Annotated in this window: 21 protein-coding genes and 1 riboswitch; of the genes, 10 read left to right on the top strand and 11 right to left on the bottom strand. The window is 60.8% G+C overall.

All coding sequences use genetic code 11. The features are described 5' to 3' along the window. The first annotated feature begins 61 nt into the window (after positions 1-61). A complete protein-coding gene (locus E6P07_RS01290) occupies positions 62-1,363 on the top strand; it encodes a sensor domain-containing diguanylate cyclase (protein ID WP_153973945.1) in 1,302 nt (433 codons plus the stop codon). Between the two features lie 353 nt (positions 1,364-1,716). Here the strand turns inward: E6P07_RS01290 and fba are convergent, their stop codons facing one another. From fba to E6P07_RS01325, 7 genes are all read right to left on the bottom strand, one after another. After that, entirely contained in the window at positions 1,717-2,781 is a 1,065-nt protein-coding gene (gene fba / locus E6P07_RS01295; RefSeq protein WP_153973946.1) for a class II fructose-bisphosphate aldolase, read from the bottom strand. A gap of 68 nt (positions 2,782-2,849) precedes the next feature. Next, positions 2,850-4,292: a pyruvate kinase gene (gene pyk, locus E6P07_RS01300; RefSeq protein ID WP_153973947.1), complete on the bottom strand. Its 1,443-nt coding sequence runs from the start codon at positions 4,290-4,292 to the stop codon at positions 2,850-2,852. A 105-nt stretch (positions 4,293-4,397) separates the two neighbouring features. Then, positions 4,398-5,579, bottom strand: a complete 1,182-nt coding sequence (locus E6P07_RS01305) for a phosphoglycerate kinase (RefSeq protein ID WP_153973948.1) — start codon at positions 5,577-5,579, stop codon at positions 4,398-4,400. Between the two features lie 256 nt (positions 5,580-5,835). After that, positions 5,836-6,009: a hypothetical protein gene (locus E6P07_RS01310; RefSeq protein ID WP_153973949.1), complete on the bottom strand. Its 174-nt coding sequence runs from the start codon at positions 6,007-6,009 to the stop codon at positions 5,836-5,838. A gap of 77 nt (positions 6,010-6,086) precedes the next feature. After that, on the bottom strand, positions 6,087-7,088 hold the full coding sequence (gap, locus tag E6P07_RS01315) for a type I glyceraldehyde-3-phosphate dehydrogenase (protein ID WP_153973950.1): 1,002 nt from the start codon (positions 7,086-7,088) through the stop codon (positions 6,087-6,089). Positions 7,089-7,253: 165 nt separating this feature from the next. Then, the gene (gene tkt, locus E6P07_RS01320; protein ID WP_153973951.1) at positions 7,254-9,257 is read right to left on the bottom strand and encodes a transketolase; all 2,004 of its coding nucleotides are present in this window, start codon (positions 9,255-9,257) and stop codon (positions 7,254-7,256) included. A gap of 241 nt (positions 9,258-9,498) precedes the next feature. After that, on the bottom strand, positions 9,499-10,056 hold the full coding sequence (locus tag E6P07_RS01325; RefSeq protein ID WP_153973952.1) for a thioredoxin family protein: 558 nt from the start codon (positions 10,054-10,056) through the stop codon (positions 9,499-9,501). 215 nt (positions 10,057-10,271) lie between these two features. Between E6P07_RS01325 and metK the strand changes: the two genes are divergently transcribed. From metK to E6P07_RS01365, 8 genes are all read left to right on the top strand, one after another. Further along, the gene (gene metK / locus E6P07_RS01330; protein WP_153973953.1) at positions 10,272-11,462 is read left to right on the top strand and encodes a methionine adenosyltransferase; all 1,191 of its coding nucleotides are present in this window, start codon (positions 10,272-10,274) and stop codon (positions 11,460-11,462) included. A 161-nt stretch (positions 11,463-11,623) separates the two neighbouring features. Beyond that, a riboswitch (S-adenosyl-L-homocysteine riboswitch) is annotated at positions 11,624-11,711 on the top strand. A 21-nt stretch (positions 11,712-11,732) separates the two neighbouring features. Next, the gene (gene ahcY, locus E6P07_RS01335; protein ID WP_153973954.1) at positions 11,733-13,139 is read left to right on the top strand and encodes an adenosylhomocysteinase; all 1,407 of its coding nucleotides are present in this window, start codon (positions 11,733-11,735) and stop codon (positions 13,137-13,139) included. Between the two features lie 82 nt (positions 13,140-13,221). Further along, positions 13,222-14,079 carry a methylenetetrahydrofolate reductase [NAD(P)H] gene (metF, locus tag E6P07_RS01340; RefSeq protein ID WP_153973955.1) on the top strand — a complete coding sequence of 286 codons (858 nt, stop codon included), beginning with the start codon at positions 13,222-13,224 and terminating at the stop codon, positions 14,077-14,079. A gap of 183 nt (positions 14,080-14,262) precedes the next feature. Beyond that, positions 14,263-15,516, top strand: a complete 1,254-nt coding sequence (locus E6P07_RS01345; RefSeq protein ID WP_246172882.1) for a glycosyltransferase family 4 protein — start codon at positions 14,263-14,265, stop codon at positions 15,514-15,516. After that, the gene (locus tag E6P07_RS01350) at positions 15,464-16,507 is read left to right on the top strand and encodes an AAA family ATPase (protein ID WP_153973956.1); all 1,044 of its coding nucleotides are present in this window, start codon (positions 15,464-15,466) and stop codon (positions 16,505-16,507) included. Before E6P07_RS01345 ends, E6P07_RS01350 begins: the two co-directional genes overlap by 53 nt. Beyond that, complete coding sequence (locus tag E6P07_RS01355; RefSeq protein ID WP_211363149.1) at positions 16,507-17,040, top strand: hypothetical protein; 534 nt, start codon at positions 16,507-16,509, stop codon at positions 17,038-17,040. Before E6P07_RS01350 ends, E6P07_RS01355 begins: the two co-directional genes overlap by 1 nt. Continuing rightward, positions 17,027-18,082, top strand: coding sequence for a glycosyltransferase family 4 protein (locus E6P07_RS01360; RefSeq protein WP_153973957.1), 1,056 nt, complete (start codon positions 17,027-17,029; stop codon positions 18,080-18,082). Before E6P07_RS01355 ends, E6P07_RS01360 begins: the two co-directional genes overlap by 14 nt. Continuing rightward, positions 18,075-18,935: a glycosyltransferase gene (locus E6P07_RS01365; protein WP_153973958.1), complete on the top strand. Its 861-nt coding sequence runs from the start codon at positions 18,075-18,077 to the stop codon at positions 18,933-18,935. Before E6P07_RS01360 ends, E6P07_RS01365 begins: the two co-directional genes overlap by 8 nt. A 37-nt stretch (positions 18,936-18,972) precedes the next feature. Here the strand turns inward: E6P07_RS01365 and E6P07_RS01370 are convergent, their stop codons facing one another. The 4 genes from E6P07_RS01370 to E6P07_RS14110 form a co-directional block, all read right to left on the bottom strand. Then, complete coding sequence (locus E6P07_RS01370; protein ID WP_153973959.1) at positions 18,973-20,019, bottom strand: hypothetical protein; 1,047 nt, start codon at positions 20,017-20,019, stop codon at positions 18,973-18,975. Then, positions 20,016-21,122: a UDP-galactopyranose mutase gene (gene glf, locus E6P07_RS01375; protein WP_153973960.1), complete on the bottom strand. Its 1,107-nt coding sequence runs from the start codon at positions 21,120-21,122 to the stop codon at positions 20,016-20,018. The genes E6P07_RS01370 and glf overlap by 4 nt, the downstream gene beginning before the upstream one ends. Further along, positions 21,119-22,378 carry a flippase gene (locus tag E6P07_RS01380; protein WP_153973961.1) on the bottom strand — a complete coding sequence of 420 codons (1,260 nt, stop codon included), beginning with the start codon at positions 22,376-22,378 and terminating at the stop codon, positions 21,119-21,121. The genes glf and E6P07_RS01380 overlap by 4 nt, the downstream gene beginning before the upstream one ends. 794 nt (positions 22,379-23,172) lie before the next feature. Then, complete coding sequence (locus E6P07_RS14110; RefSeq protein WP_162008648.1) at positions 23,173-23,424, bottom strand: DUF5615 family PIN-like protein; 252 nt, start codon at positions 23,422-23,424, stop codon at positions 23,173-23,175. Between the two features lie 264 nt (positions 23,425-23,688). On the opposite strand from E6P07_RS14110, the gene E6P07_RS01385 reads away from it, so the two are divergent. Next, positions 23,689-24,924, top strand: coding sequence for an RNA-guided endonuclease InsQ/TnpB family protein (locus E6P07_RS01385; protein WP_153973962.1), 1,236 nt, complete (start codon positions 23,689-23,691; stop codon positions 24,922-24,924). Positions 24,925-24,951 lie beyond the last annotated feature (27 nt).

Genomic DNA, 24,951 nt, shown 5'->3' on the forward strand with positions numbered 1-24,951 from the left:
ATAGATTGCGATCGGTGCGCTGCACCCTGTTTATCTGATTTGGGATTCGGTGAGTTTTTAGATGCAAACCTCAGACACCCTCATGCCCTATGAGGCGATCGACGCCGCGGCCCTGCTGAACTCACTCCACGCTGGCGTGGTGGTGCATGGTCCGGGGACCGAGATCCTCTATGCCAATCCGCGCGCCCTGGAGCTGCTACGCCTGACCGCTGACCAGGCCTCGGGCAGGGTGGCAATGGATCCGGAGTGGCGTTTCCTCGATGAAGAAAAGCATCTGCTGCCAGTGGAGGAGTATCCGGTCAATCGGGTCCTGGCGAGCGGTGAGGCGGTGACCAATCAGGTCGTTGGGATCGTCGATAGCCGCTCCGAGGCCATCACCTGGGTTCTGGTCAATGCCTATCCCGAACGCGACCCAGACGGGCAGATCACCAAGGTCGTGGTGACCTTTATCGACATCACCCGCGAGAAGCAGGACATCCCCTTCGAGCAGATCGTCGCCTATGCCAGTGATCCGGTGGTGGTGACCGAGGCTAACCCCGTGGTCGGACAGGGACCGCGCATCCTCTATGTCAATGATGCCTTCACCGACCTCACCGGCTATACCCCCGAGGAGGTGATCGGCCAGTCGCCGCGGATTCTCCAGGGACCAGATACGGATCCTGCGACTCGCAGCCGTATCCGCCAGGCGCTCATCGACCGCGTCCCGATCCAGGAGCAGATCCTCAACTACACCAAGGGTGGGGAGAAATATTGGGTCGAACTCAAGATCGTACCCCTGCGCAATACGCGGGGCGAGGTGACCCATTTCGCCGCCATCGAGCGCGACATCACCAGCCAAAAGGCCAAGGAGTCGTCCCTGCGCGAGCTGGCAATCACCGACCCCCTGACCAACCTGCTCAACCGTCGCGGTTTTTCAGAGCAGGCCCAGGGGCGTCTGGCCAGTGCGCTACGCGATGGTCAGGGAATCGCGCTGGCCATGATTGACATCGATTTCTTCAAGCGCATCAACGACAGCTATGGCCATGAGGTCGGCGATCAGGCGCTGATCCATCTGGCGAGTCTGTTGCGCAGTTCCTTTCGCGAGAGCGACGTCATCGGACGGCTCGGTGGCGAGGAGTTTGCCGTTTTGCTGGCAGGGGCGACCCTGGATCGGGCGGGCGCGCTCATGGACAGACTCCGCACCCGACTCGCGACCACGCCGTTCAGTCTTTTTGATGGGCGAAAGCTGGGATTTACGGTCAGTATCGGGGTCGCCACCCTGGATCCAGAGAAGGCCACCCTCCAGGCGCTCATCAAGGCGGCAGACGCCGCGCTCTATACCGCCAAGCGCGGTGGACGCAATCGAGTCGCAGTGACAGCCTAACACCGTCCCTTAGGGCAGATCGCCGTCGATGCCGACACAGTGAATGCCAAGTAAACAACCCTCGACTGAAGTCGAAGGCTTTATTGTGAGACGCAGCAAACATGGTTGACCGCATCCCCAACATTGGGCGTGTTTACAGCCGCCCTTGGCAGCGGGGCTCCGCTGCCAATCCGGGCCAGGTTTCGACTGGCGTTGCAGTCGGCGTGCGCCCGGAGACCACACTGTATTATACACCACATGGCGCACTTCGCGCGCCCGCCATTCCTCCCGCGACTCAAGTCGCGGGTTTCCTTGCGGAGGGTCTATGAATAGGGCGCCCGCAGGCGCCCAGTTCACGAGCCTGTTGGAGAGGCTCAGTTGACCTTGGGATCGAGCTCACCCGAGGCATAGCGCTTGGTCATGGCCTCGAGCGAGAGCACCTTGATCTTGCTCGCATGACCGGCGGTGCCGAAGGCCTCGTAGCGTGCCTTGCAGATCTCTTTCATCGCCTGGGTGGCGGCAGCGAGATATTTGCGTGGGTCAAAGTTCTTGCGGTCCTCGGCCAGATTCTTGCGGATGGCGCCGGTCGAGGCCATGCGGAGATCGGTGTCGATATTGACCTTGCGCACGCCGTGTTTGATGCCCTCGACGATCTCCTCGACCGGCACGCCATAGGTCTCGCCCATGTCGCCGCCGTAGTCGTTGATGATCTTGAGCCATTCCTGGGGCACCGAGGAGGAACCGTGCATGACCAGATGTACGGTCGGGATGCGGGCGTGGATCTCCTTGATGCGCTCGATGGCGAGGATGTCACCAGTCGGGGGCCGGGTGAACTTGTAGGCGCCGTGCGAGGTGCCGATGGCGATGGCCAGGGCGTCTACGCCCGTCTTCTTGACGAAGTCGGCGGCCTCGTTTGGGTCGGTCAGGAGCTGGCTGTGGTCGAGATGACCCTCGGCGCCGACGCCATCCTCCTCGCCGGCCTGTCCGGTTTCGAGCGAACCCAGACAGCCCAGCTCACCCTCAACCGAGACACCACAGGCGTGTGCCATCTCGACTACACGACGAGTCACCTCGACGTTGTAGTCATAGCTGGCTGGGGTCTTGCCATCCTCCTTGAGCGAACCGTCCATCATCACCGAGCTGAAGCCGAGCTGGATCGAGCGCTGGCAGACTGCCGGCGAGGTGCCATGGTCTTGGTGCATGCACACCGGGATGTGCGGCCACTCCTCGATGGCGGCCAGGATCAGATGGCGCAGGAAGGGCGCCCCAGCATATTTGCGCGCACCGGCCGAGGCCTGGACGATGACCGGTGAGTCGGTCTCATCGGCGGCCTCCATGATGGCGCGCATCTGCTCCAGGTTATTGACGTTGAAGGCCGGAACGCCATAGCCGTGTTCGGCGGCGTGGTCGAGTAGCTGTCGCAGTGAGATCAGGGCCATGAGTTGTCCTCGTGGGTCGTGGTTGGAAGGGACATTGTTGGCGCAAATACGGTCGCGCCGTCGGATCCTCAATCGTCGGTTGAGAGCCGATGCTCGCCGACGCGCATGATCTTCATGATGTTGGTCTGGCCCTCGACACCCGAGCGGTCGCCCTTGGTGATGATGACCAGATCGCCGTCCTGGACCGTTCCCTGGCGTAGCATCTCTTCGATCACCTCGCGGTTGACCTCGTGCATGTCGGTACTGGCGACATCGAAGCTGATCGGATAGACGCCCCGGAACAGACACAGCTTGCGCCGGGTCGGCACCGAGCGCGTCAGGCCGTAGATGGGGATGCCGGAGCTGATACGCGACATCCACTTGACCGTCGAGCCGGTTTCGGTAAGCGCTGCGATCGCCTTCACGCCCAGATGATTGGCGGTGTACATGGCCGCCATGGCGATGGCCTCATCGACGCGCCCAAATACCGAGTTGAGCCGATGGCCGGAACGGGTGACGCTTTTTTCCGCTTCCAGACAGATGCGGTGCAGTGCACTGACCACCTTGGCCGGATTCTTGCCGATCGAGCTTTCCGCCGAGAGCATCACGGCGTCGGTGCCGTCGAGCACCGCATTGGCTACGTCGAAGACCTCGGCGCGGGTCGGGATCGGGTTCTCGATCATCGACTGCATCATCTGGGTGGCGGTGATGACCACGCAGTTGAGCTCGCGCGCACGGCTGATGAGGCGTTTCTGTACGGCGGGCAGTTCGGCATCGCCGATCTCCACCCCGAGATCGCCGCGCGCGATCATGATGGCATCGGAGGCATGGATGATGTCATCGATGCCCTTGAGCGACTCGGCGCGCTCGATCTTGGCGATGATCCCGCCGCGTCCGCCGGCCTCTTGGAACAGCTCGCGCGCCAGACGCACGTCATCGCCGTTGCGCACGAAGGAGACGGCCAGATAGTCGGCGTCGATCGCGGCGGCGAAGCGGATATCGTCCTTGTCCTTGTCGGTCAGGGCCGGTGCCGAGAGCCCGCCGCCCTTTTTGTTGATGCCCTTGTTGTTGGACAGGATACCGCCAGTGATGACCTGGCACTCGATACGCCCGTCGACGACCGCATCGACCCAGAGCTCGATCGCGCCATCGTCGAGCAACAGGATGTCGCCATGGCGGACGTCGTCGGCCAGGGCGGCATAGGTGGTGCCGACACGCCCTTGATTGCCCGCGTCGATCGGGCAGGTGGTGTCGATGACGAAGCGGTCGCCCTTGGTCAGCTCGATCCGACCCTCGGTGAACTTGCCGATGCGGATCTTGGGGCCTTGCAGATCCACCAGGACGGCGATTTCACGCCCAGCGGCCAGGGCGCGTTCGCGGATGCGCTGGGCGCGCTCGCGGTGACGGTCATGCGAATCATGCGAAAGATTGAGACGGACGACGTCCACTCCGGCGGCGAGGATCTCGTCCATGACCGAGACCGGATCGGTCGCCGGTCCCAGGGTTGCAACGATCTTGGTGCGTCTTGGCATTGTTTTTGAGCCTCCAGCGTTCAGCCCCCGGCCTTCAGCGTTCAGCCTCTGCGCGTTTCTATGCTGGAGAGGCCGGCGGCTGAAGGCTGGCAGCCTTCCGCTGAATCAGTCCTTTGCCCGGGCTTCGAGCATGGCGACGGCGGGGAGGGTCTTGCCTTCGAGATATTCGAGGAAGGCGCCGCCGGCGGTCGAGATGTAGGAGACCTGGTCGTAGATGTCGTATTTCTGGATGGCAGCGATGGTGTCGCCACCACCGGCCAGACTGAAGGCCGATGAGTTGGCAATGGCCCGGGCCAGGGTCTTGGTGCCCTCGCCGAACTGGTCGAACTCGAACACGCCTACGGGGCCATTCCAGACGATGGTGCCAGCACGCGCGATGATGTCGGCCAGTGCCTGGGCCGACTCGGGTCCGATGTCGAAGATCATGTCGTCGTCTTCGACCGCGGCGACAGCCTTGACGACGGCCGGCTCGTTTTCGTCGAACTTCTTGCCGCAGACCACGTCTGTGGCGATCGGGATGGAGGCGCCACGCGCGGCCATCTTCTCCATCAGCGCCTTGGCCGTGGGGATCAGGTCCTCCTCGCACAGCGACTTGCCGATCGGCAGGCCGGCCGCAGCCAGGAAGGTATTGGCGATGCCACCGCCGACCACGAGCTGATCGACCTTCTCGGACAGCGACTCAAGCACTGTGAGCTTGGTCGAGACCTTGGAGCCGCCGACGATGGCGACCAGGGGGCGGGCCGGGTTGGCCAGCGCCTTCTGCAGCGCATCCAGTTCCTCGGCCAGCAACAAACCGGCGCAGGCGATCGGGGCGAACTTGCCCACGCCATGGGTCGAGGCCTGGGCGCGGTGCGCCGTGCCAAAGGCGTCCATCACGAAGACATCGCAGAGTGCGGCGTACTGCTTGGATAGGTCTTCATCGTCCTTGCCCTCGCCCTTGTTGAAACGCACGTTCTCGAGCAGCACGAGCTCGCCCTCGGCGAGGGTCGGCGGGCTATCCAGATAGTCGCGGATCAACCGGACCTCGCGACCGAGCTTGGCGGCAAGCACCTCGGCGACGGGTTGGAGCGAATCGGCCTCGGAGAACACCCCCTCCTCGGGACGCCCTAGATGCGACATCACCATGACCCTGGCCCCGGCCTTGAGGCAATGCTCAAAGGTCGGCAGCGAGGCGATGATGCGGGCATCGGACGTGACCTGGCCGTTCTTGACCGGGACATTCAGGTCCGAGCGAATCAGCACCCGCTTACCAGCCAGATCCAGGTCGGTGAGCTTGATGAAAGACATAGGTCCTGTCTCCTCGTCTGGAATTGAGATGTAAAGCGATCCGCTAAGCCCCAAGGGGCTTGGCGCATCACTCTCTGGAACATGGGCTGGAACATGGGGCATGAAATCGGGAGACCTGCGGGGATGGATCCATACCCGGGCAGGCCCCCGCTCGTCCCCGCTCATCAGCGAGACACCGCGCCCCGACAGGGCCCGGTGGGGGCACCCGTCGGGAGGCTGGGATGGAGCAGGTTCGCCTCGACTGGATCGATGGCATTCAGTGTCCAGTCGAGTGCGGGCACTGGGTAGCATCGAGGAAGATCGCGTCGTACCAAGGGATGTCTAGATTACAGTTGTAGTGGAAAGTGACGCTATGTGCATGCCCTTGATAGAAGGCATAGCCCAGTCCAGCGACGATCGCGATCAAGATCAGCATGATGAGTTCTTTCATGGGCGCTCCCGGATCAGAACCAAGGGCCCCACCACCGGTATGGATGGCCTGGTCCAGGTGGGGCCAATAGCCTCAGGTTAGGCAGCGATATGCTCGACCAGGCGCAGCATATTGCAAGTATAACCGTACTCGTTGTCGTACCAGGCCACGACCTTGACGAAGGTCGGGTCGAGCGCGATGCCGGCTTCGGCGTCGAAGACCGAGGGGTAGGGACAGCCCCGGAAATCGGTCGAGACCACCTTGTCGTCAGTATAAGCCAGCACGCCGACCAGGTCGCCCGACTCGGTAGCGGCCCGCATCGCAGCGCAGATCTCGTCGTATTTGGCCGCTTGCGCCAGCTCGACGGTTAGATCGACGACCGAGACGTCGGAGGTCGGTACCCGGAAGGCCATGCCGGTGAGCTTGCCGTTGAGGTCGGGGAGCACCTTGCCGACCGCCTTGGCCGCACCTGTGGAGGAGGGGATGATGTTCTCCAGGATCCCGCGACCGCCGCGCCAGTCTTTCATGGAGGGGCCATCGACCGTCTTCTGGGTGGCGGTGGCGGCGTGCACCGTGGTCATCAAACCGCGCTTGATACCCCAGTGATCGTGCAGCACCTTGGCGACCGGCGCCAGGCAATTGGTGGTGCAGGAGGCCGCCGAGACGATGGCCTGACCGGTATAGGTCTTGTGGTTGACGCCATAGACGAACATCGGGGTGGCGTCCTTGGAGGGTGCGCTCTGCACCACCTTCTTGGCACCGGCTTGGAGATGTTTTTGGCACGAGGCCTCATCGAGAAAGAGGCCGGTCGATTCGATGATCAGTTCGGCGCCGACCTCGTCCCATCTGAGATTGGCTGGGTCCTTTTCGGCCGTCAGGCGGATGCGTTGGCCGTTGACGATCAGGGTGTGGCCATCGACCGCCAGGTCGCCCTTGAAATTGCCGTGGACCGAGTCGTATTTGAGCATGTAGGCCAGATAGTCAGGGTCGAGCAGGTCGTTGATGGCCACGACCTCGATGCCCGGGAAGTCCTTCACGATGGCGCGGAGGGCCATGCGACCGATACGGCCAAACCCATTGATGCCAACCTTGAGTGTCATGCGTTCAGGCTCCGTTGAGTGCTGGTATTGAAAATATCGTTATGGAGGGAGGTTATTGTTTTTGGCAGCCAAGGGCAAAGGACACCACGAACAGTCTGATTGCTCTCGCCTGAGCCAGGCATCAAAAACCTTGTGTGCTCTGTGTCCTTTGCGGTTCGATCAAAATTAGAGCACGCCGCGCACGGTGGCGACCAGGTTCTCGACCGTGAAGCCGAATTCCTTGAACAAGGCGCCGGCTGGGGCGGATTCGCCGAAGCGGTCGACGCCGAGCACCGCGCCCGAGCTTCCGACATATTTCCACCAGCCGTCGGTCGCAGCCGCTTCGACCGCCACGCGCGCGGTGACGGCCTTGGGCAGTACAGATTCCTTATAGGCCGCGTCCTGCTTGTCGAAGGTGTCGGTCGAGGGCATGGAGACCACGCGGATCGCCTTGTCGCTCATGGCCTCGGCGGCCTTCATGGCCAGCTCGACCTCCGAGCCGGTGGCGATGATGATGGCATCTGGGGTACCGGCGCAATCACGCAGGATGTAACCACCGCGCGCGATGTCGGCGATCTGCTGCTCGGTGCGCGGCATATGGGCCAGATTCTGACGCGAGAAGATCAGGCAGGTCGGGGTCCCCTTGCGTTCGATCGCCAGCTTCCAGGCCACGGCAGACTCGACCGCATCACAGGGACGCCAGACGCTCATGTTGGGGATCATCCGCAGGGTCGGGAGCTGCTCGATCGGCTGATGGGTGGGGCCATCCTCGCCCAGACCGATGGAGTCATGGGTGTAGACGAAGATCGAGGGCACCTTCATCAGCGCCGCCATGCGCAAGGCATTGCGTGCATAATCAGAGAACATGAGGAAGGTCCCGCCATAGGGGATGAAACCGCCGTGCAGCGCGATGCCGTTCATGATCGCCGACATGCCGAACTCGCGCACGCCGTAATAGATGTAATTGCCGCCGCCGGTCTTGCTGACGCCCTTGCATCCCTTCCACAGCGTCAGGTTGGAGCCGGCCAGGTCTGCCGAACCGCCGATGAGTTCGGGCAACAGGGGACCGAAGCCGTTGAGTGCGTTTTGTGAGGCCTTGCGCGAGGCGATGCTCTCGCCCTTCTCGGCCACGGACTTGATGAAGGCATCGGCCTTCTCTGACCAGTCGGCGGGCAGCGCGCCGGCCATGCGGCGCCTGAACTCGGCGGCCTCGGCGGGATAGTCCTTGGCATAGGCCTCAAAGCGGGCGTTCCAGTCGGCCTCGGCCGCCGCACCGCGTTCCCTAGCGTCCCAGCCTTGATAGATGCCCTCCGGGATGACAAAGGGGGCATGGGGCCAGCCCAGGTTCTCGCGGGTCAGTGCGACCTCGTCCTCGCCCAGTGCCGCACCATGACACTCTTCCTTGCCCTGCTTGTTCGGCGCACCATAGCCGATGATGGTCTGGCAGCAGATCAGGCTCGGCTTGTCGGTGACGGCGCGCGCCTCCGCGATGGCGGACTTGATCGCCTCTGGGTTATGACCGTCGACCTTGGGGATCACGTGCCAGCCATAGGCCTCGAAGCGCTTGGGCGTATCGTCGAGGAACCAGCCGGGCGTATCGCCGTGACCGCGCACCTCGCCGTCGATCGAGATGTTGTTGTCGTCATAGATCGCGATCAGCTTGCCCAGCCCCAGGGCCCCGGCCAGCGAGCAGGCCTCGTGCGAGAGGCCTTCCATCAGGCAGCCGTCGCCGAGGAAGACATAGGTGTAGTGGTCGACGATGGTGTGACCTGGTCTGTTGAACTGGGCCGCGAGGACCTTTTCGGCGATCGCCATACCGACGGCATTGGTGATGCCCTGTCCGAGCGGACCTGTGGTGGTCTCGACGCCGGGCGTATAGCCGTACTCAGGATGGCCGGGGGTCTTGGAATGGAGCTGGCGGAACTGTTTGAGATCCTCGAGGCTCAGGTCATAGCCGGTCAGGTGGAGCAGGGCGTAGATCAGCATCGAGCCATGTCCGTTGGACAACACGAAGCGGTCGCGGTCGACCCACTTCGGGTTGTTCGGGTTGTGACGCATGAAGTCGTTCCACAACACCTCGGCGATGTCGGCCATACCCATGGGCGCGCCCGGATGACCCGAGTTGGCCTTTTGGACCGCGTCCATGGCGAGCGCGCGGATGGCATTGGCGAGTTCTCTGCGTGAGGACATGAAGCCCCTCCTGAAAATTGAGTTAGCGATGGTCGAAAAGGGTGCGCCTATGCCCCACCGACGGCTCGGTATCGGCGATGGGTTCGTGGACAGGCGGCCACGAGGAACCAGGGGACTTTATGGCGATTTTTAATTTTCTAATATTAAAAATTGGCGACTGAAATGACCAGCCTTTTTACCAGGTCTGTGCCAAGGTCCTCCGAATCAGGTTCGATCGGTTTCGATCGGACAAGGGCGTCGTTCAGTCCTTCTTCCACTTGATCGAACAGCCGATGCTTGGAATCTGCTCGGTCGGGCCCCGTCCGGTCTCGGCGACCTGTTTCATGGCCTCGAACAGATCGCGGCGCACATCCGGGGGCGCGGTCTCCTTGCGGCTGGCGTCGAACCGTCCGCGATACTGGAGTCCCAGTTCGGCGTTATAGCCGAAGAAGTCCGGGGTACAGACGGCACCATAGGCGCGCGCGACCGCCTGGCTTTCGTCGTAGAGATAGGGGAAGGGGAAGGCGAACTCCTCGGCCACACGTTTCATGTTGTCGAAGGAGTCCTCGGGATAGTCGTTGGCGTCGTTGGAGCTGATGGCCACGCAGCCGATGCCGAGGTCGATCAGCTCGCGTGCGTCGCGCACCAAGCGCTCGCGGATCGCCTGCACATAGGGACAGTGGTTGCAGATGAACATCACCAGCAGACCGCGCGCGCCCTTGCACTGGTCGCGGGTCCAGATCCGTCCGTCGACCCCGGGCAAGGCGAAGTCCGGGGCCGGGGCGCCAAAATCGCAGAGTGGGGTTTCGGTCGACACCATGATTAAAATCCTCCACGCCGGTTGGTTCGATGCCGTAATGATTGGGCGATGGTACCGGAACTTGGCCGAATTCAAAATCTTGCACCGCACAATGGGGCGACGGACGCTGGCATCCAGGCCATGCCTCCGGTTTCAAGCGCCAGATCGACGCGCTATCATGGTTTGCTTCATCAACGCGCCATCCGGCGCCCCGAACCTCAGGTCTCGTGATCGATATGAGCAAGGACTACATCTTTACCTCCGAATCCGTTTCCGAAGGCCATCCGGACAAGATGGCCGATCAGATTTCCGACGCCGTCCTCGACGAGATCTACCGCCGCGACCCCAATCACCCCAAGGCGCGCGTGGCCTGCGAGACCCTCGTCAAGACCGGTTTCGTCATGCTGGCCGGCGAGATCACGGTCACGGACCCGGATCTCAAGATCGACTATGAGCGTGTGGTGCGCCGGGTGGTCTGTGGGATCGGGTACGACAATTCGGAGGTCGGATTCGACGGCCACACCTGTGGCGTGCTGATCGCACTCGGCGAGCAGTCCAAGGACATCCATCAGGGCGTCGATCGCGAAACCGAGGAGGCCCAGGGCGCCGGTGACCAGGGATTGATGTTTGGCTATGCCACCAATGAGACCGAAAGCCTGATGCCGGCGCCGATCGATTATGCCCATCGGCTGGTCAAGCGTCAGGCCGAGGTGCGCAAGAACGGCACATTGCCCTGGCTGCGTCCGGACGCCAAGTCGCAGATCACCGTGCGTTACAGCGACGGCAAGCCGGTCGGGGTCGAGGCCGTGGTGCTCTCGACCCAACACAGCCCGGATGTCAGGGACTCAGACCTGCACGAGGGGGTGATGGAAGAGATCATCAAGCCGGTATTGGCCCCGACCGGTTGGCTCCATGCCGGGACGCGTTACCACATCAACCCCACCGGCAAGTTCGTCATCGGCGGGCCGGTCGGCGACTGCGGTCTGACCGGGCGCAAGATCATCGTCGATACCTATGGTGGTATGGCGCGTCATGGCGGCGGTGCCTTCTCGGGCAAGGATCCATCCAAGGTCGATCGCTCGGCGGCCTATGCCGGGCGTTACGTGGCCAAGAACATCGTCGCGGCCGGTCTGGCCGACAAGTGCGAGATCCAGATCTCCTATGCCATCGGTGTCGCCGAGCCGACCTCGGTCTCGATCGAGACCTTCGGCACCAACAAGATCGACGAGGATCGCATCATCGAGCTGATCCGGGCGCAGTTCGATCTGCGTCCCTACGGACTCATCCGGATGCTCGAGCTGACCAACCGCGAACTGATCAGGTATCAGGACACGGCGGCTTATGGACATTTCGGACGCACTGAGCCGGGCTTTACCTGGGAGCGTACCGACAAGGCCGAGGCGCTGCGCGAAGCGGCTGGGATTTGACCCGGTGCGCGGCAAACCCCACCGTTTAGGGCAGGATCGGGGCGCGCAGCCGTTTTATAATGCCTCTGTCGCCGAGAACCAAGGCGGCTTATGTACGGCGTGGCCGGGATCTCCGGCCTTCAGGCCGGGGGGATGACAGCTACCCTGCCCGCCTTGCCCCGCTCACCGAGGAGCGCTGCAACCCGGATCCAGGGATTCGGGCCAGGCTCGATGAGCGGGTCTACACTGTTCAAACGGCGCTCACTCAGGTTCTATCGAGGGCTGATTCACATGAGTGAGTTCACCGATTACAGGGTCGCTGACATTGCATTGGCCGATTTCGGCCGCCGTGAGATCGCCATCGCCGAGACCGAGATGCCCGGTCTGATGGCCATCCGTCGCAAGTACGCCGACGCCAAGCCGCTTACCGGCGCCCGCATCAGTGGCAGTCTGCATATGACCATCCAGACCGCGGTGCTGATCGAGACCCTGGTCGAACTGGGCGCCCAGGTGCGTTGGTGCTCGTGCAACATCTTTTCGACCCAGGACCATGCCGCCGCCGCGCTCGCCGCGCGCGGGATCCCCATCTATGCCTGGAAGGGCGAGACCCTGGAGGAGTATTGGTGGTGTACCGAGCAGGTCCTCAATTGGCCAGACGGTCAGGGCCCAAACATGATCCTCGACGACGGGGGTGATGCGACCCTCGTGATCCACAAGGGGGTCGAATTCGAGAAGGCCGGCGCCGTGCCCCAGCCCCAGCCGGGTGACAGCGAGGAGTGGCGGGCGTTGTTGGGGATGTTCAGTCGGATCTTTAAGTGCGATCGCGAACATTGGCATCGGATTGCTGCCACCATCAAGGGCGTGACCGAGGAGACCACCACCGGCGTGCACCGGCTCTATGAGATGGCCAAGCAGGGCACCCTGTTGTTCCCTGCGATCAACGTCAACGACTCGGTCACCAAATCCAAGTTCGACAATCTCTATGGTTGCCGCGAGTCACTGGTCGATGGCATCAAGCGTGCCACCGATGTCATGATCGCCGGCAAGATCGCCATGGTCTGTGGCTATGGCGACGTCGGCAAGGGCTGCTGTCAGTCGCTGCGTGGCCTGGGCGCCACCGTATGGGTGTCCGAGATCGATCCCATCTGCGCCCTCCAGGCATCCATGGAAGGCTATCGGGTGGTCACCATGGAGGACGCCGCCCCGGTCGCCGACATCTTTGTCACCGCCACCGGCAATCTCAATGTCATCACCCACGACCACATGGCGGCGATGAAGGATCAGGCCATCGTCTGCAACATCGGTCACTTCGACAACGAGATCGATGTCGCAAGCCTCACCCAATATCGCTGGGAGGAGATCAAGCCGCAGGTCGATCACGTCATCTTCCCTGATGGCAAGCGTCTCATCCTGTTGGCCAAGGGGAGGCTGGTGAACCTGGGCTGCGCCACTGGTCATCCGAGCTTCGTGATGTCCAACAGCTTTACCAATCAGGTGCTGGCTCAGATCGAGCTCTTCACCAAGACCAACCAGTATCCGATCGGGGTCTATGTGTTGCCCAAGCATCTGGACGAGTTGGTCGCGCGGCTGCATCTGGACAAGATCGGCGCCAAGCTGACCCGGCTCACCCAGGCCCAGGCCGACTATATCGGTGTGCCAGTCGAAGGACCGTACAAGCCAGATCATTATCGCTACTGATGGCTGAGGGCCTGTCGTCCTGAAGATCGCCGGTCGTGTGCCGCGGTGCGCAGACCGGCATCATCGTTTTGGAGTCTTCCGTATGACGACCTCCGCGACCTCAAAGCGGGTCTATAGTGTCGAGCTCTTTCCCCCCAAGACCGTCGAGGGGATGGACCGACTCAAGCAAGAGGTTCCCAAGCTCAATGCCCTGGGTCCGGCCTATTTCTCCGTGACCTATGGGGCCGGCGGTTCAACCCGTGAAGGTACCTTCGAGACCGTCGCCTGGCTGCGCACCCAGGGGATCGATACCGCACCTCATCTGGCCTGTATCGGTTCGACGCGTGCTCAGATCCGCGAGATCCTGGACCATTACCACGGACAGGGGATCCGGCGCCTGGTGGCCTTGCGCGGCGATCTGCCCTCGGGCATGGGGATCGGCAACAGCGGTGAGTTTCGCTATGCCAACGAGTTGGTGGGCTTTGTGCGCGCCGAGTTTGGTGACGCCTTCTGGATCGAGGTTGCGGCCTATCCCGAATACCATCCCCAGTCAGGCACCCCGGTGCGCGACCTGGAAAACTTCAAACGCAAGGTGGAAGCCGGCGCCGATGGGGCCATCACCCAATATTTCTACAACGCCGATGCCTATTTTGCCTTTGTAGAGAGCTGTGAGCGGGCCGGGATTACCATCCCGATCGTCCCCGGCATCATGCCGATCACCAACTATGCGCAGCTCGCGCGCTTCTCAGATGCCTGCGGGGCCGAGATCCCACGCTGGATCCGGCGGCGGCTCGAGAGCTTCGGCGATGACATCGAGAGTCTCCGCGCCTTTGGGCACGAGGTGGTGCTGAGGCTGTGCCAACGCTTGCTCGAAGGCGGCGCACCCGGTCTGCATTTCTATACCATGAACCAATCCGGGTCTGTGACACGCCTCTGGCATGACCTAGGCTTGTCGGATTGAGGATTGTCAAATCATTCGCGCGGTTAGATCGTTAGCCTTTGGTTCGACAATCCTTCAACTCCTCCTTGTGTTGAACCGCCCAACGAGGGCGGTTTTTTTATGGTGCGCCCGGCCTCGGTTCGGCCTGTATCATTCCACCGTAAGCCGCGCCATTGGGCGGTTTGAACAAGGCGACAGACGTTCATGCAAGACCTGACCCCAGTCACACTGATGAGTGAACGACGCCCAAGACTGCTCCTCATCACCCGCAACTTCCCGCCGCTGTGGGGCGGGATGGAGCGGCTCAACTGGCATCTCGCGGATGAGCTCGCCAAGACCCACGCGGTGCGCGTCATCGGCCCCGCTGGAGCGGCCCAGCACGCCCCGGCTCAAGTTCCGGTGTGCGAAGCGCCCTTGACGCCGTTGTACCGGTTTTTGCTGCACACGACCATCTTGGCCCAGCGTGAAGCGCGCCGTTGGCGGCCGGATTGGGTGCTGGCGGGCAGTGGGCTGACCGCCCCGATGGCGCTCATCGCCGCCCGCGCCTGTGACGCTCGCAGTGCCGCCTATGTGCACGGCCTGGATCTCATCGTGCCGCATCCGGTGTACCGGGCGCTGTGGCTGCCGGCGCTGCGTCGCATGGACCGGGTGATCGCCAACAGCACGGCCACCGCCGAACTTGCCCGAAAAGCGGGCGTCCGCGACGAACGGCTGAGCATCGTGCATCCGGGCGTGGATATCCCCGTACCGGACCCCAGCGCACGCGCCCGTTTCCGCCAGCGCTGGAACCTGCCCCCGGATGCCCCGGTGCTGCTATCGGTGGGCAGGCTCACCGCGCGCAAGGGCCTGCGCGAGTTTGTGCAAGAGGTTCTGCCCACGGTCGTCAAGGCCCGACCCGACGTGGTGCTCGCAATCGTGGGCAATGCGCCAAAGCAGGCGCTCTACGCGCAGGCGCAAACACCGGAAAGCATCCTTGAGGCCGCTCATGCTCGGGGCATGGCCCCCAACGTCCGCTGGATAGGAACGCTATTCGGCCAAGACCTGACCGACGCCTACTTCGGTGCCGACCTCCACGTCTTCCCGGTGCGCAAGATCCCGGGCGACCCAGAAGGATTTGGCATGGTGGCGGTGGAAGCGGCGGCGCATGGCCTACCGACCGTGGCCTATGCAACCGGCGGCGTGGTCGATGCGGTGCGCGAGGGCCAGTCCGGCCGCCTGATACCCCCGGGCGATGCAGCCGGTTTCGCGCAGGCCGTGCTGGCGACGCTTGCCGCGCCCTTTGCTCCCGAAGGCTGCCGCACGTTTGCCCAGCGGTTTGCGTGGGTTGAGTTCGGGCATCGAATCATGGACGCGCTGCTCGCTGATTCTGAAAGCAATGTTGTCTTTCGATGCCTTGGGAGGAGCCATGAGTGTGATTCAAACCCTCGACATCCAAAATTTCACGACCCTGCCCAATGACACCTGGCGCTTTGCCAGCGGGCTCAATGTGGTCGTGGGAGAAAACGGACTGGGCAAGACCCATCTGCTCAAGCTGCTCTATGCATTGCTCAAAACCCACGCCGACGCCAAGGAACTCACCAAAGGCACCCTCGAGCGCGCCTATGCCGAAAAGTTGATCCGGGTCTTTCGGCCTGAAAGTCTTGGCCGCTTGGTCAAACGGCAACAAGGTCGTAACCGCTGCGAATGGCAGCTGACCCTGCAGCAAGGCACCCACAACGTGACTGGAGCCTTTGCCACCAACGCCAAATCTCAGATCGAACTGCGCCAGTCTCCGAGCGCCCCCTTGGGCAAATCGCCTGCCTACCTACCCACCCGCGAACTCGTGACGCTGTGCCCGTGGTTTCTGCCCCTGTACGAAAACTATCATCTGGAATTCGAGGAAACCTGGCGGGATACCGTGGCACTGCTCGGAAGCCCCCTGCTGCGGGGCCCGAAAGAAAAACGGGTGGCCGAGCTGCTCAAGCCACTGGAAGAGGCGATGGGCGGAAGAGTCGTCGTCGATACCGGGACCGGCCGCTTTTATCTGCACATCCCTGGCGAAGGGAATATGGAGATGCCCCTGGTGGCCGAGGGCTTGCGCAAAATGGCGATGCTCGCGCGCCTCATCAGTTCGGGCACGCTGCTGGAACACGGCTATCTTTTCTGGGACGAGCCGGAGAGCAATCTCAATCCAAAACTGATCAAGGTCATCGCAGCCAGCATCCTCGCCATCGCTGCAAGTGGCGTGCAGGTGTTCCTTGCCACCCATTCCCTGTTCCTGCTGCGCGAGCTGCACCTGCTCTTGCAAGATAAGCGCTACCAAAACCTATCCAGCCGCTGGTTTGCCCTGGCGGTCAGGAATGACGCCATCGTTCTGGAACAAAGCGATCGGCTCGACGACATTCAAACATTGGTCATGCTGGACGAGGAGCTGGCCCAGTCCGACCGCCATCTGGCCGGAGCACAGTAATGAGTGGCTGCAAGCTGACCGAAGGGGCGCTTGCATTCACGTTTGCGCCTGGGGCGATCGCCGGCCATTACGATCGCTGGTCTTTCTATCGCAACCAGTTCCAGAATGGCTGCGCCCAAGACAACATGGCGGTTGACCTCGTGTGCCGGTTCCGGCAAGAAAGCTGGCTGATCGAAGTGAAAGACTATCGCCATCACGCCCGCACCAAGGCGATCGACCTTGCCGACGAAGTCGCCACCAAAGCGCGCGATACGCTGGCCGGACTCGTCGCCGCCCGCTGCAATGCCAATGATGCCAAAGAGCGCGACCTTGCGCGCCGGCTCCTGAGCGCCGAGAGAATTCGCGTGGTCCTTCATCTCGAACAGCCGGTTATCAAAAGCCGCCTTTATCCCCGCGGCATCATCGAGCCAGACAAGCTCACACAGAAACTGCGTTGCAAACTCAAGGCGCTGGACCCGCATCCTATGATCGCGAGCACCCGTAACCCTGCGCCTGGCGCGCCTTGGAATGTTCAGAGAAATGGAGACATCTGACGGCGGCGCTGGCCAAATCCCCCACGGGCTCGGCGTCTGGTTTCCCGCCATCCGCGCCGGCAGCGGTGCGGATGTGTTCACCGAACGGCTGTGCGCGGCGCTGATTGCGCGCGGCGTGCGCGCCGAGATCACTTGGCTGCCGCTGCGCGCCGAGTATGCGCCCTGGTCGGTCGCCGTGCCCCCGCCGCCCGAGTGGGCCACCGTGGCGCACGTCAATTCCTGGCTGCCGCAGCGCTTTTGGCCGCGGGATTTGCAGGTCGTCTGCACAGTGCATCACTCCGTCCACGACCCAGCGCTTGAACCCTTTAAAAGCGCTTTACAACGTCTCTATCACCGCTTTTGGATTTATCGCATCGAACAATCATCACTCAGGCGCGCTCAACGTGTCGTCACGGTCAGCCGCTACACCGCGCAAGCCGTAACCGCGGCTTTCGGTAAGCGTTCCATCGACGTCATTCCGAACGGGGTAGATACCGACTTTTTCACCCCAAGCAACCGCGAACTGCCGAACGAGCCATTTCGGCTGCTTCATGTCGGTAACTGGATCCCACGCAAAGGCGTGGACCTGTTAGCGTCCATCCTGCGCGAACTGGGTGAGGAATTCGAGTTGGTGTATACCGCCGACCGCTCTGGCCAACACCGCCGCTATCCCCTGCCAAGTAATGCGCGCTGCCTGGGCCGGCTTGATGCCGAAGGACTGCGCGCGGCCTATACCCAGGCCGATGCCTTGCTCTTTCCAAGCCGCTTGGAGGGATTCGGGTTGGTCGCCGCCGAGGCAATGGCCTGCGGGCTGCCGGTGATTGCGGCCAGCAGCTCATCGCTTCCCGAAGTCGTGGCCGACGGGGAAACGGGCCTGCTCTGCCCGGTGGACGACGTGGCCGCTTTTGTCGCCGCCGCGCGGCGCTTGCAGGGCGACGTCGGGCTTTGGCGCACGATGCGGCTAGCGGCCAGGGAGCGGGCAGTAGCGCTTTTCGACGAAGCCAAGCAAGTTGAGCGGTACCTTGATCTTTACCGGCAGGTGTGCGCCAACCCCCATGGATAAACCGATCGTCGGTCTTACCCTGAACTATCGCGATGCCGAGCGCACCAGCCGGTGCATCGCGTCGCTCCTGGCGGACGGGGCCGACGGGGTGCTGGTGTGGGACAACTCGGAAGACGACGGCGTATCGGCGCGGTGTTTGCGCCAGCATTGGGCGAGCGAGTCGCGCGTCGTCGTGGAGGTGAGTGAGCGCAACCTCGGGTTCGCCGCGGGCGTCAACCGCGGCATCGAAGCCATCCTTGCCCGCTGGCCGCAGGCCTGGGTGATGCTCCTCAACAACGACGCCGTGCTCCTCCCCGGCGCACTCAACACCTTGGCTAGCGCTTTAGATAGCCAGCCGCAGGCGGTCATTGCCTACCCGCGCGTCGATCATGATGGCCAGGTCATCGGCACGGTCTACTACCAGCGCTGGTTTGCCCTCTTGCGTTTCGACCGCCCGTGGCCGGGAAGCTTTCCCTACCCCAGCGGCAGCGCGCTGTTGATCGCGCCGGAACGCATCGAGCTGCCGCTGTTCGACGAGGACTTTTTCATGTATGGCGAGGACGTGATGCTCGGCTGGCGGCTGGGCGCAGCGCGCATGGTGCATGTGCCGAATGTGCTTGCCTGGCACGAAGGCAGTGCATCGAGCCGCAATGGGTCGATGTTTTACGAATTGCATGTAGCAGCAGGGCATTGGCAGCTGGCGCACAAACTTGCCAGGAATCCGGTGGATTCTGTACTTCTTTTCGCTTGCCGCGGGATTAGCCTAAGCACCCGCGCCTTGATCCGTGCCACGCGGTCCCGCTCGCCCACACCAATACGTGGACTGATCCATGGCTTCCAAAGCACAATCAGTAAGAGATATCTAAAGCCTTAGATCTTACAGCGCTGAGATCGATAGAGAAATGAGCGGATCATAAATAATTTTTGGGCAACTGTGCAATATGCTGAGATACCAAAAAAGAGGGATTAACCTCGCAAATCGCACCAAAAAAATTCTTCACCTGCTCCTTAAAAACAGTCCTCTCTTGCATGATTTTTTCTCGATAGCCAGCCATTTCTTGATGGGCCCAACAAAAATCCGAAAAAATCTTCTGCAAAAGGAGGCCAAATTCCGATATATAGCTTTCGTTATTATCATCAAGCTTAAATTGCTGTGGCAAAGGAACATCAAGATCGTTGTTTGCTGAGCCCTGTCTCCCAGTTATGACACAACAGCCAGCCATTGCCGCCTCTCTTGGAAGGCGATCCTTGCCGGGATGATGACCAAAATCAATATATACTTTTGAACGACAAAGAAGCTCATACACGCCATTACGGGTTAGTCCTTGAATTGGCACAAACGTAAATTCTGGATAGGCGTTTCTTAATCTGTTGGTTTTCTTTAGTCCTTTTTTAGGGTTGTAACAAATGATATTTTGTTTGGTCGAGATGTCGATTGAGAGAGCTCCGTTTAAATATATATCGCTAAGGTAATCTGTCAACATTACACCATCTAAGCCTTTGCACGCCAGAAAATCTCTGGCATACTGGCTTTGAAATAAGTGGATACATCTCTTGATTCCCCAAATTGGCACTCTCCTTTTAGAGAATTTGTGTGGCCTAATAAAACCGATTATGTACATGAATAAATCTCTAATTTTAGACTCGCCTTTTCGATTTAAATAGTTATCGACAGATAGCCACCAAACCGCAACCCGAGCATTTTTGATATACCTAATAATCCAGGTTGCGGTTTCAGGTATAACTATTAACACATTATTTTCATCTATTAGACTCGATTGCGGCGCATCATAGCATCTGTAAGACTCCGGTTTTTGGTGAACCTGGTTAAATGGATAGTAGACGATATAAGCATCATGTCCAATTCTTCGTAGTTCTTCTACAAGCTGATGCAGAAGTTCTGGTCCACCAGTCACTACCGAAGCTGGACAACATACAAGTGTTTTTATGTATTTCATTTTTTTCTTATATTTTCTTGCGTTGTAATCGATGCCTTCAGTGTTGCGCCGACAACTTGATCCATGTTGTAGTACCGATACTGTGCCAATCGCCCTACGAAGGTCACATCCCGGCGCTGTTCTGCCAAGGCTTCATATCGTTTGAATAGTGCTTCATTCTCCGGTCTTGGCACAGGATAGTAAGGCTCACCTTCTGCCTGCGGATACTCACGCACAATGGATGTTCCGCTGTGCTGTTGGCCGGTTAGATGCTTGAACTCTGTGATACGCGTGTAATCGTGGTCGTTGGGATAATTAACAGTACCGACGGCTTGGTATTGCTCGGTGTCGGGCAAGTGCTGATGTTCGAAGCGCAGGCTGCGGTACGGAAGTTTGCCGTAGCAATAATCAAAGAAAGCGTCGATGGGACCGGTAAACACAGTGTGATTGGCCTGGACGCTATCCCGAATGGCGAAGTAGTCTATGTTCAATTGGACGGTGATGTTCGGGTGATCCAGCATGCGGCGGAACATGGCGGTGTAGCCATCTGCGGGCATGAATTGGTAGGTGTCGGTGAAGTAGCGGTCATCGTCGTTGGTACGGGTCGGTATGCGGGCTGCAACGCTGGCGGAGAGTTCAGCCAGGTCTAAACCCCATTGCTTGCGGGTGTAGCCGCGGAAGAATTTATCGCATAGGTCACGGCCCACGCTGTTGAGAACGACATCCTCGCTCGTTCGGATGGGGTCGCGCGGTTCGCGCACTCGTTCCAGCCATGCGGCCACGCCTTCTTCATCAAGGTCCAGCCCGTACAAGCGGTTGATCGTCGTGCGGTTGATCGGGATGGGCAGTAGCTGCCCATCGACGCTCGCCAGCACTCGGTGTTCATAAAACCGCCAATCGGTAAAACGTGATAGCCATTCAATGATACGTTTGGCGTTGGTGTGAAAGATGTGCGGTCCATAAGGGTGAATGAGCACACCGTGCTCATCGACTTTATCGTAGGCGTTGCCCCCAATGTGGTCGCGCTTGTCGATGATGAGCACCTGCCTGCCGGCTTCGGCCAGCACACGGGCGCAAACGGAGCCAGCGAAGCCGGCACCGACGATGAGGACGTCGGTTCTCAAGTGTTCCTCCATTGCAAAGCGGATAGGTAGCCTTTACGCCAGAGCAGCACGGCCATACTGCCGGTTACCCACAGTTCAACCAGCAGCATGGTCTGCGCAGCACCTGGGGCTCCCCAATGTTGCGCCATAGGCCCGATGAGTAGCAGGCTGATGGCTGCCGCAGAGGCGAGAATGAGGTTGAATCCTCGGTTGATGCCGTGCGGGAGCATGATTTGCACACCCAGCACGTTGGATAGACCAATGACGAGCGGCAGCGGTGCCAGCCAGCGCAGCACTTGTGCGGCGGGAGCAAAATCTTGTCCGCCGAGCAGCAAAATCAGCCAATCTGAGAGGGCCCAGAGCGAAAGGCTCGCGCTGCCAGCAATCAACACGACGGCCAGAGCGCTGCGCTTGATAAGGGTGTAGGCCGCCTCACCGTCGTTTTGAACCAGATGACTCATGCGGGGGAAAAGTGCTTGAGACAGCGGAACTAGGAGCGATTGAGCAGCAGAACGCAACTTGTCAGCAAGGTTGAAGTAGGCCAGCGCAACCGGCCCAGCAACCCAACCTAGCACTAGCGGCACGAGGGTAGTATAGAGGCTGATGGATACGCGGGAGCCGAAAAGCGCACCGCCCTCACGCAAGACGCCGCGGATTTCCGGCCAGCGCGGGCGGTACCACGCGACGATGGATTGTCGATGTATCCACCACAAGGACAGGACGCCGGCCAGCATAGCGGCGCCACCCTGGATGATGAGGACCCAGATGGCGTCACTCGGCTGCCGAATCAGCAGAAAGATGGGGATGAGGGCCAAGCCGCGCGTGAGCAGTTGAAGGGCAGCGACCACCTGCAACCGCTCCAGCCCTTGCAGAAACCAAATGGGAAAGAGCGCGGAGGCAATGACGGTGATAAAGGCGGCGGCGTAGAGCGGAGCATCCGGTCGCAGACGGTCGGTGACCATGATAACCCCGGCTGCTATCACCGCAGCAAGCAGCACGAGCAGCCATTGCGCCACCCAGGTGGCGGCAAAGATACGGTTGACTTCCGCAGGGTCGCTTCGATTCGCTGCCACCTTGCGGGTGGCACTCCACGAAAAACCGTAGTCCACCAGCAGCACAAAGTAGGTCATCACGACCTGGGCAAAGGCAACCTTGCCGAAAGCCTCGGCACCCAGTACCCGGGTCAGGTAGGGCAGGGTGATCAGCGGAATGACGTAGTTGCTGATCTGCACCACCCCCATGGCGGCGATGTTGGTGCGTAGGCATGGCGTCGTCATGGCTAGTTTTCCTAAACTAACGCTCCGAGCCGTGCGGTTGCCAAGCAACCGCGAGTCACAACTTCACTTCCCCTCCACCATCTCCCGCGGCAGTACGGACTTGATGTCCTATAGCACCCCCATCGGGCGCAAGCCAGGAACGGATGGTGGGGCCGCGCTCATCTCTGCTCGAGACGGCGCGTTCTGCAATCAGGGCTTTGACCTCGTCCCAGCTCATTTCAGTCGTGGCGGACATCGATGAACTCCTTATGCCTTATGCCTTCTTCCCGCCTTCGAGGCGCCATACACTCGGCGCGTTCACCCAACACGCCGCTCGATCATGATGCCCACGATCCTAGCAGAAGAGCAGGAAGAGGGGTCAGGTCTTGCATTGACACATCCGCTCCCGCTTTCCTTATACCATCCGGGTCCCGGTAAAGGCGGAGCGCAAAGAAACGCATGTAGGAGCGCCTTCAGGCGCGATCGATGCGTTTGCTGTCACACCAACCGCCAAAATCGCGGCTAAAGCCGCTCCTACGGGATGCGTTGGCGGGGTAGGTGCCTTTGGGCGCGATCCACGTCGCGGCCGCGTCATGTCGGCATATTGGCTGGCAGGCTGAACATCGATGCCGACCAGTTCCCCCCTTGTCGCCAAAGTCGAGCACGACACCTTCAGCCACCTCGTCACTTTCTACGCTGGGCCTCTCTAGAAGATATGTTACAGGGAGCCGGTCTGGGGGTCGTATGAGGGCCGCACATCTAATACCGCTTGCAACGGACGGAAGTCGAAGCGGTTGTGCATACCCCCGTACCGATCAGGCAATTTCAATCACCCGCTCACCCCGCTCGATTGCAGCCATGAGCAGTGCAGCGCGCCGTGTGTTGCCAACGCGGACCCAGACAATCTGAGGGCCGCCGGGCTCGCACAGGGCGCGAACGGAAAAATCTTCGTCCTTGGTGAGGATGATTGCTGCGGTGTCGCTTGCCCGCGTCCAGGTTTCGGCGTCTGTTGTGCCGTCCCCGCCAAAATCGAATACGTGCTCGGCATCATGGCCGTTCGCAACCAGCTAGCGTGTCAATGCCGGAGGTAACTGCGCATCGACGATGAAGTGACTCATGCCGCAGCGCGCAGGACCGTGTGGTCGAGGAATTGCGCAGCGAATTCCAGCGCCGCGGTAATGTCCCCTTCTTCGAGGTAGGGGCTCGACCAGTTTCGTTAATAGTTGAACTTTTTTGCGCGAATGTTATAATATCTGCATGTCACGCAAGATGGTCTTGCATCCAAGAGGCCGCCGAGTTCTTAGGGGTGTGTCCTCTGTGGAGGCTGCGCAATGCTGATTGCCCACCGCATCGCGCTCGATCCAAACAACGTGCAGGCGACGTATTTCGCTCGCGCCGCTGGCACAGCCCGCTCTGCCTACAACTGGGCGCTGGCCGAGTGGAAGCGCCAGTACGAGGCATGGAAAGCCGACAATAGCCTACCCAAGCCTTCGCAAGCTGCGCTGCGGCGGCAATTGAACGCCATCAAGCGCGAGCAGTTCCCTTGGATGCTCGAAGTCACGAAGAATGCGCCGCAGATGGCAATCATCCAGTTGGGTCAGGCGTTCCAGAACTTCTTCGCTGGCCGTGCCCGCTATCCGCAGTTTCGCAAGAAGGGCGTGCACGACCGCTTCACGCTCACCAACGACCAGTTCGAAATCGACGGTTCGCGCATTCGCATCCCCCATCTTGGCTGGGTGCGCATGCGCGAGCCGTTGCGTTTTGCTGGCAAGCTCATGTCGGCCACCGTCTCCCGTGTGGCCGACCGCTGGTTCGTCAGCATCACCGTGGACACGCCCGACACCTCGCACCTGCCCAAGGCCGAAAACCAAGGCGCGGCAGGCGTTGATCTGGGCGTGTCGGCGCTGGCAACGCTCTCGACGGGAGAGACTATCCCAGGTCCAAAACCCCACAAGGCGCTGCTGGACCGATTGCGCAGGCTCTCGCGCAGCCTAAGTCGCAAGCAAAAAGGTTCGGCCAACCGCAAGAAGGCCAGGGCCAGACTGGCAAAGCTGCACGCCAGGATCGCCAACATCCGCTCGGATGCGCTGCACAAGCTCACGACAGACCTCACGCGCCGGTTTCATACCATCGCCATCGAGGATCTGAACGTGCGCGGCATGATGAAGAACCGCCATCTGGCGCGCTCCATCGCCGACATGAGCTTCTTCGAGTTCCGCCGTCAGTTGGAGTACAAGGCGGCGATGAGCGGCGGGCAGGTGGTGGTGGCCGATCGCTTCTTTGCGAGCAGCAAGACATGCTTGGCGTGTGGGCACAAGCTTGTTGATTTGCCGTTGTCGGCGCGCCGGTGGACGTGCCCGGACTGCGGAAGTATCCACGACCGCGATGCGAACGCGGCGATCAATCTGAAAAAGGTGGCCGAGAGTTCGGCTGGCGGCTGCCAGCCCTTTCAGCGACACGCTGATTGCTCGGTGACAGCCTGTGGAGAGGCGGGCTCTGGTCTTGGGCGCACGCTCAAGACGAAACCGGCCTCTGGGAAGCAGGAAGTCAGCTTTGTTCCTGTGTGAGCAGGAATGAGTAAGTCTGATGGAACG

It is taken from the genome of Thermochromatium tepidum ATCC 43061, from assembly GCF_009664085.1.
Lineage (GTDB): Bacteria > Pseudomonadota > Gammaproteobacteria > Chromatiales > Chromatiaceae > Thermochromatium > Thermochromatium tepidum.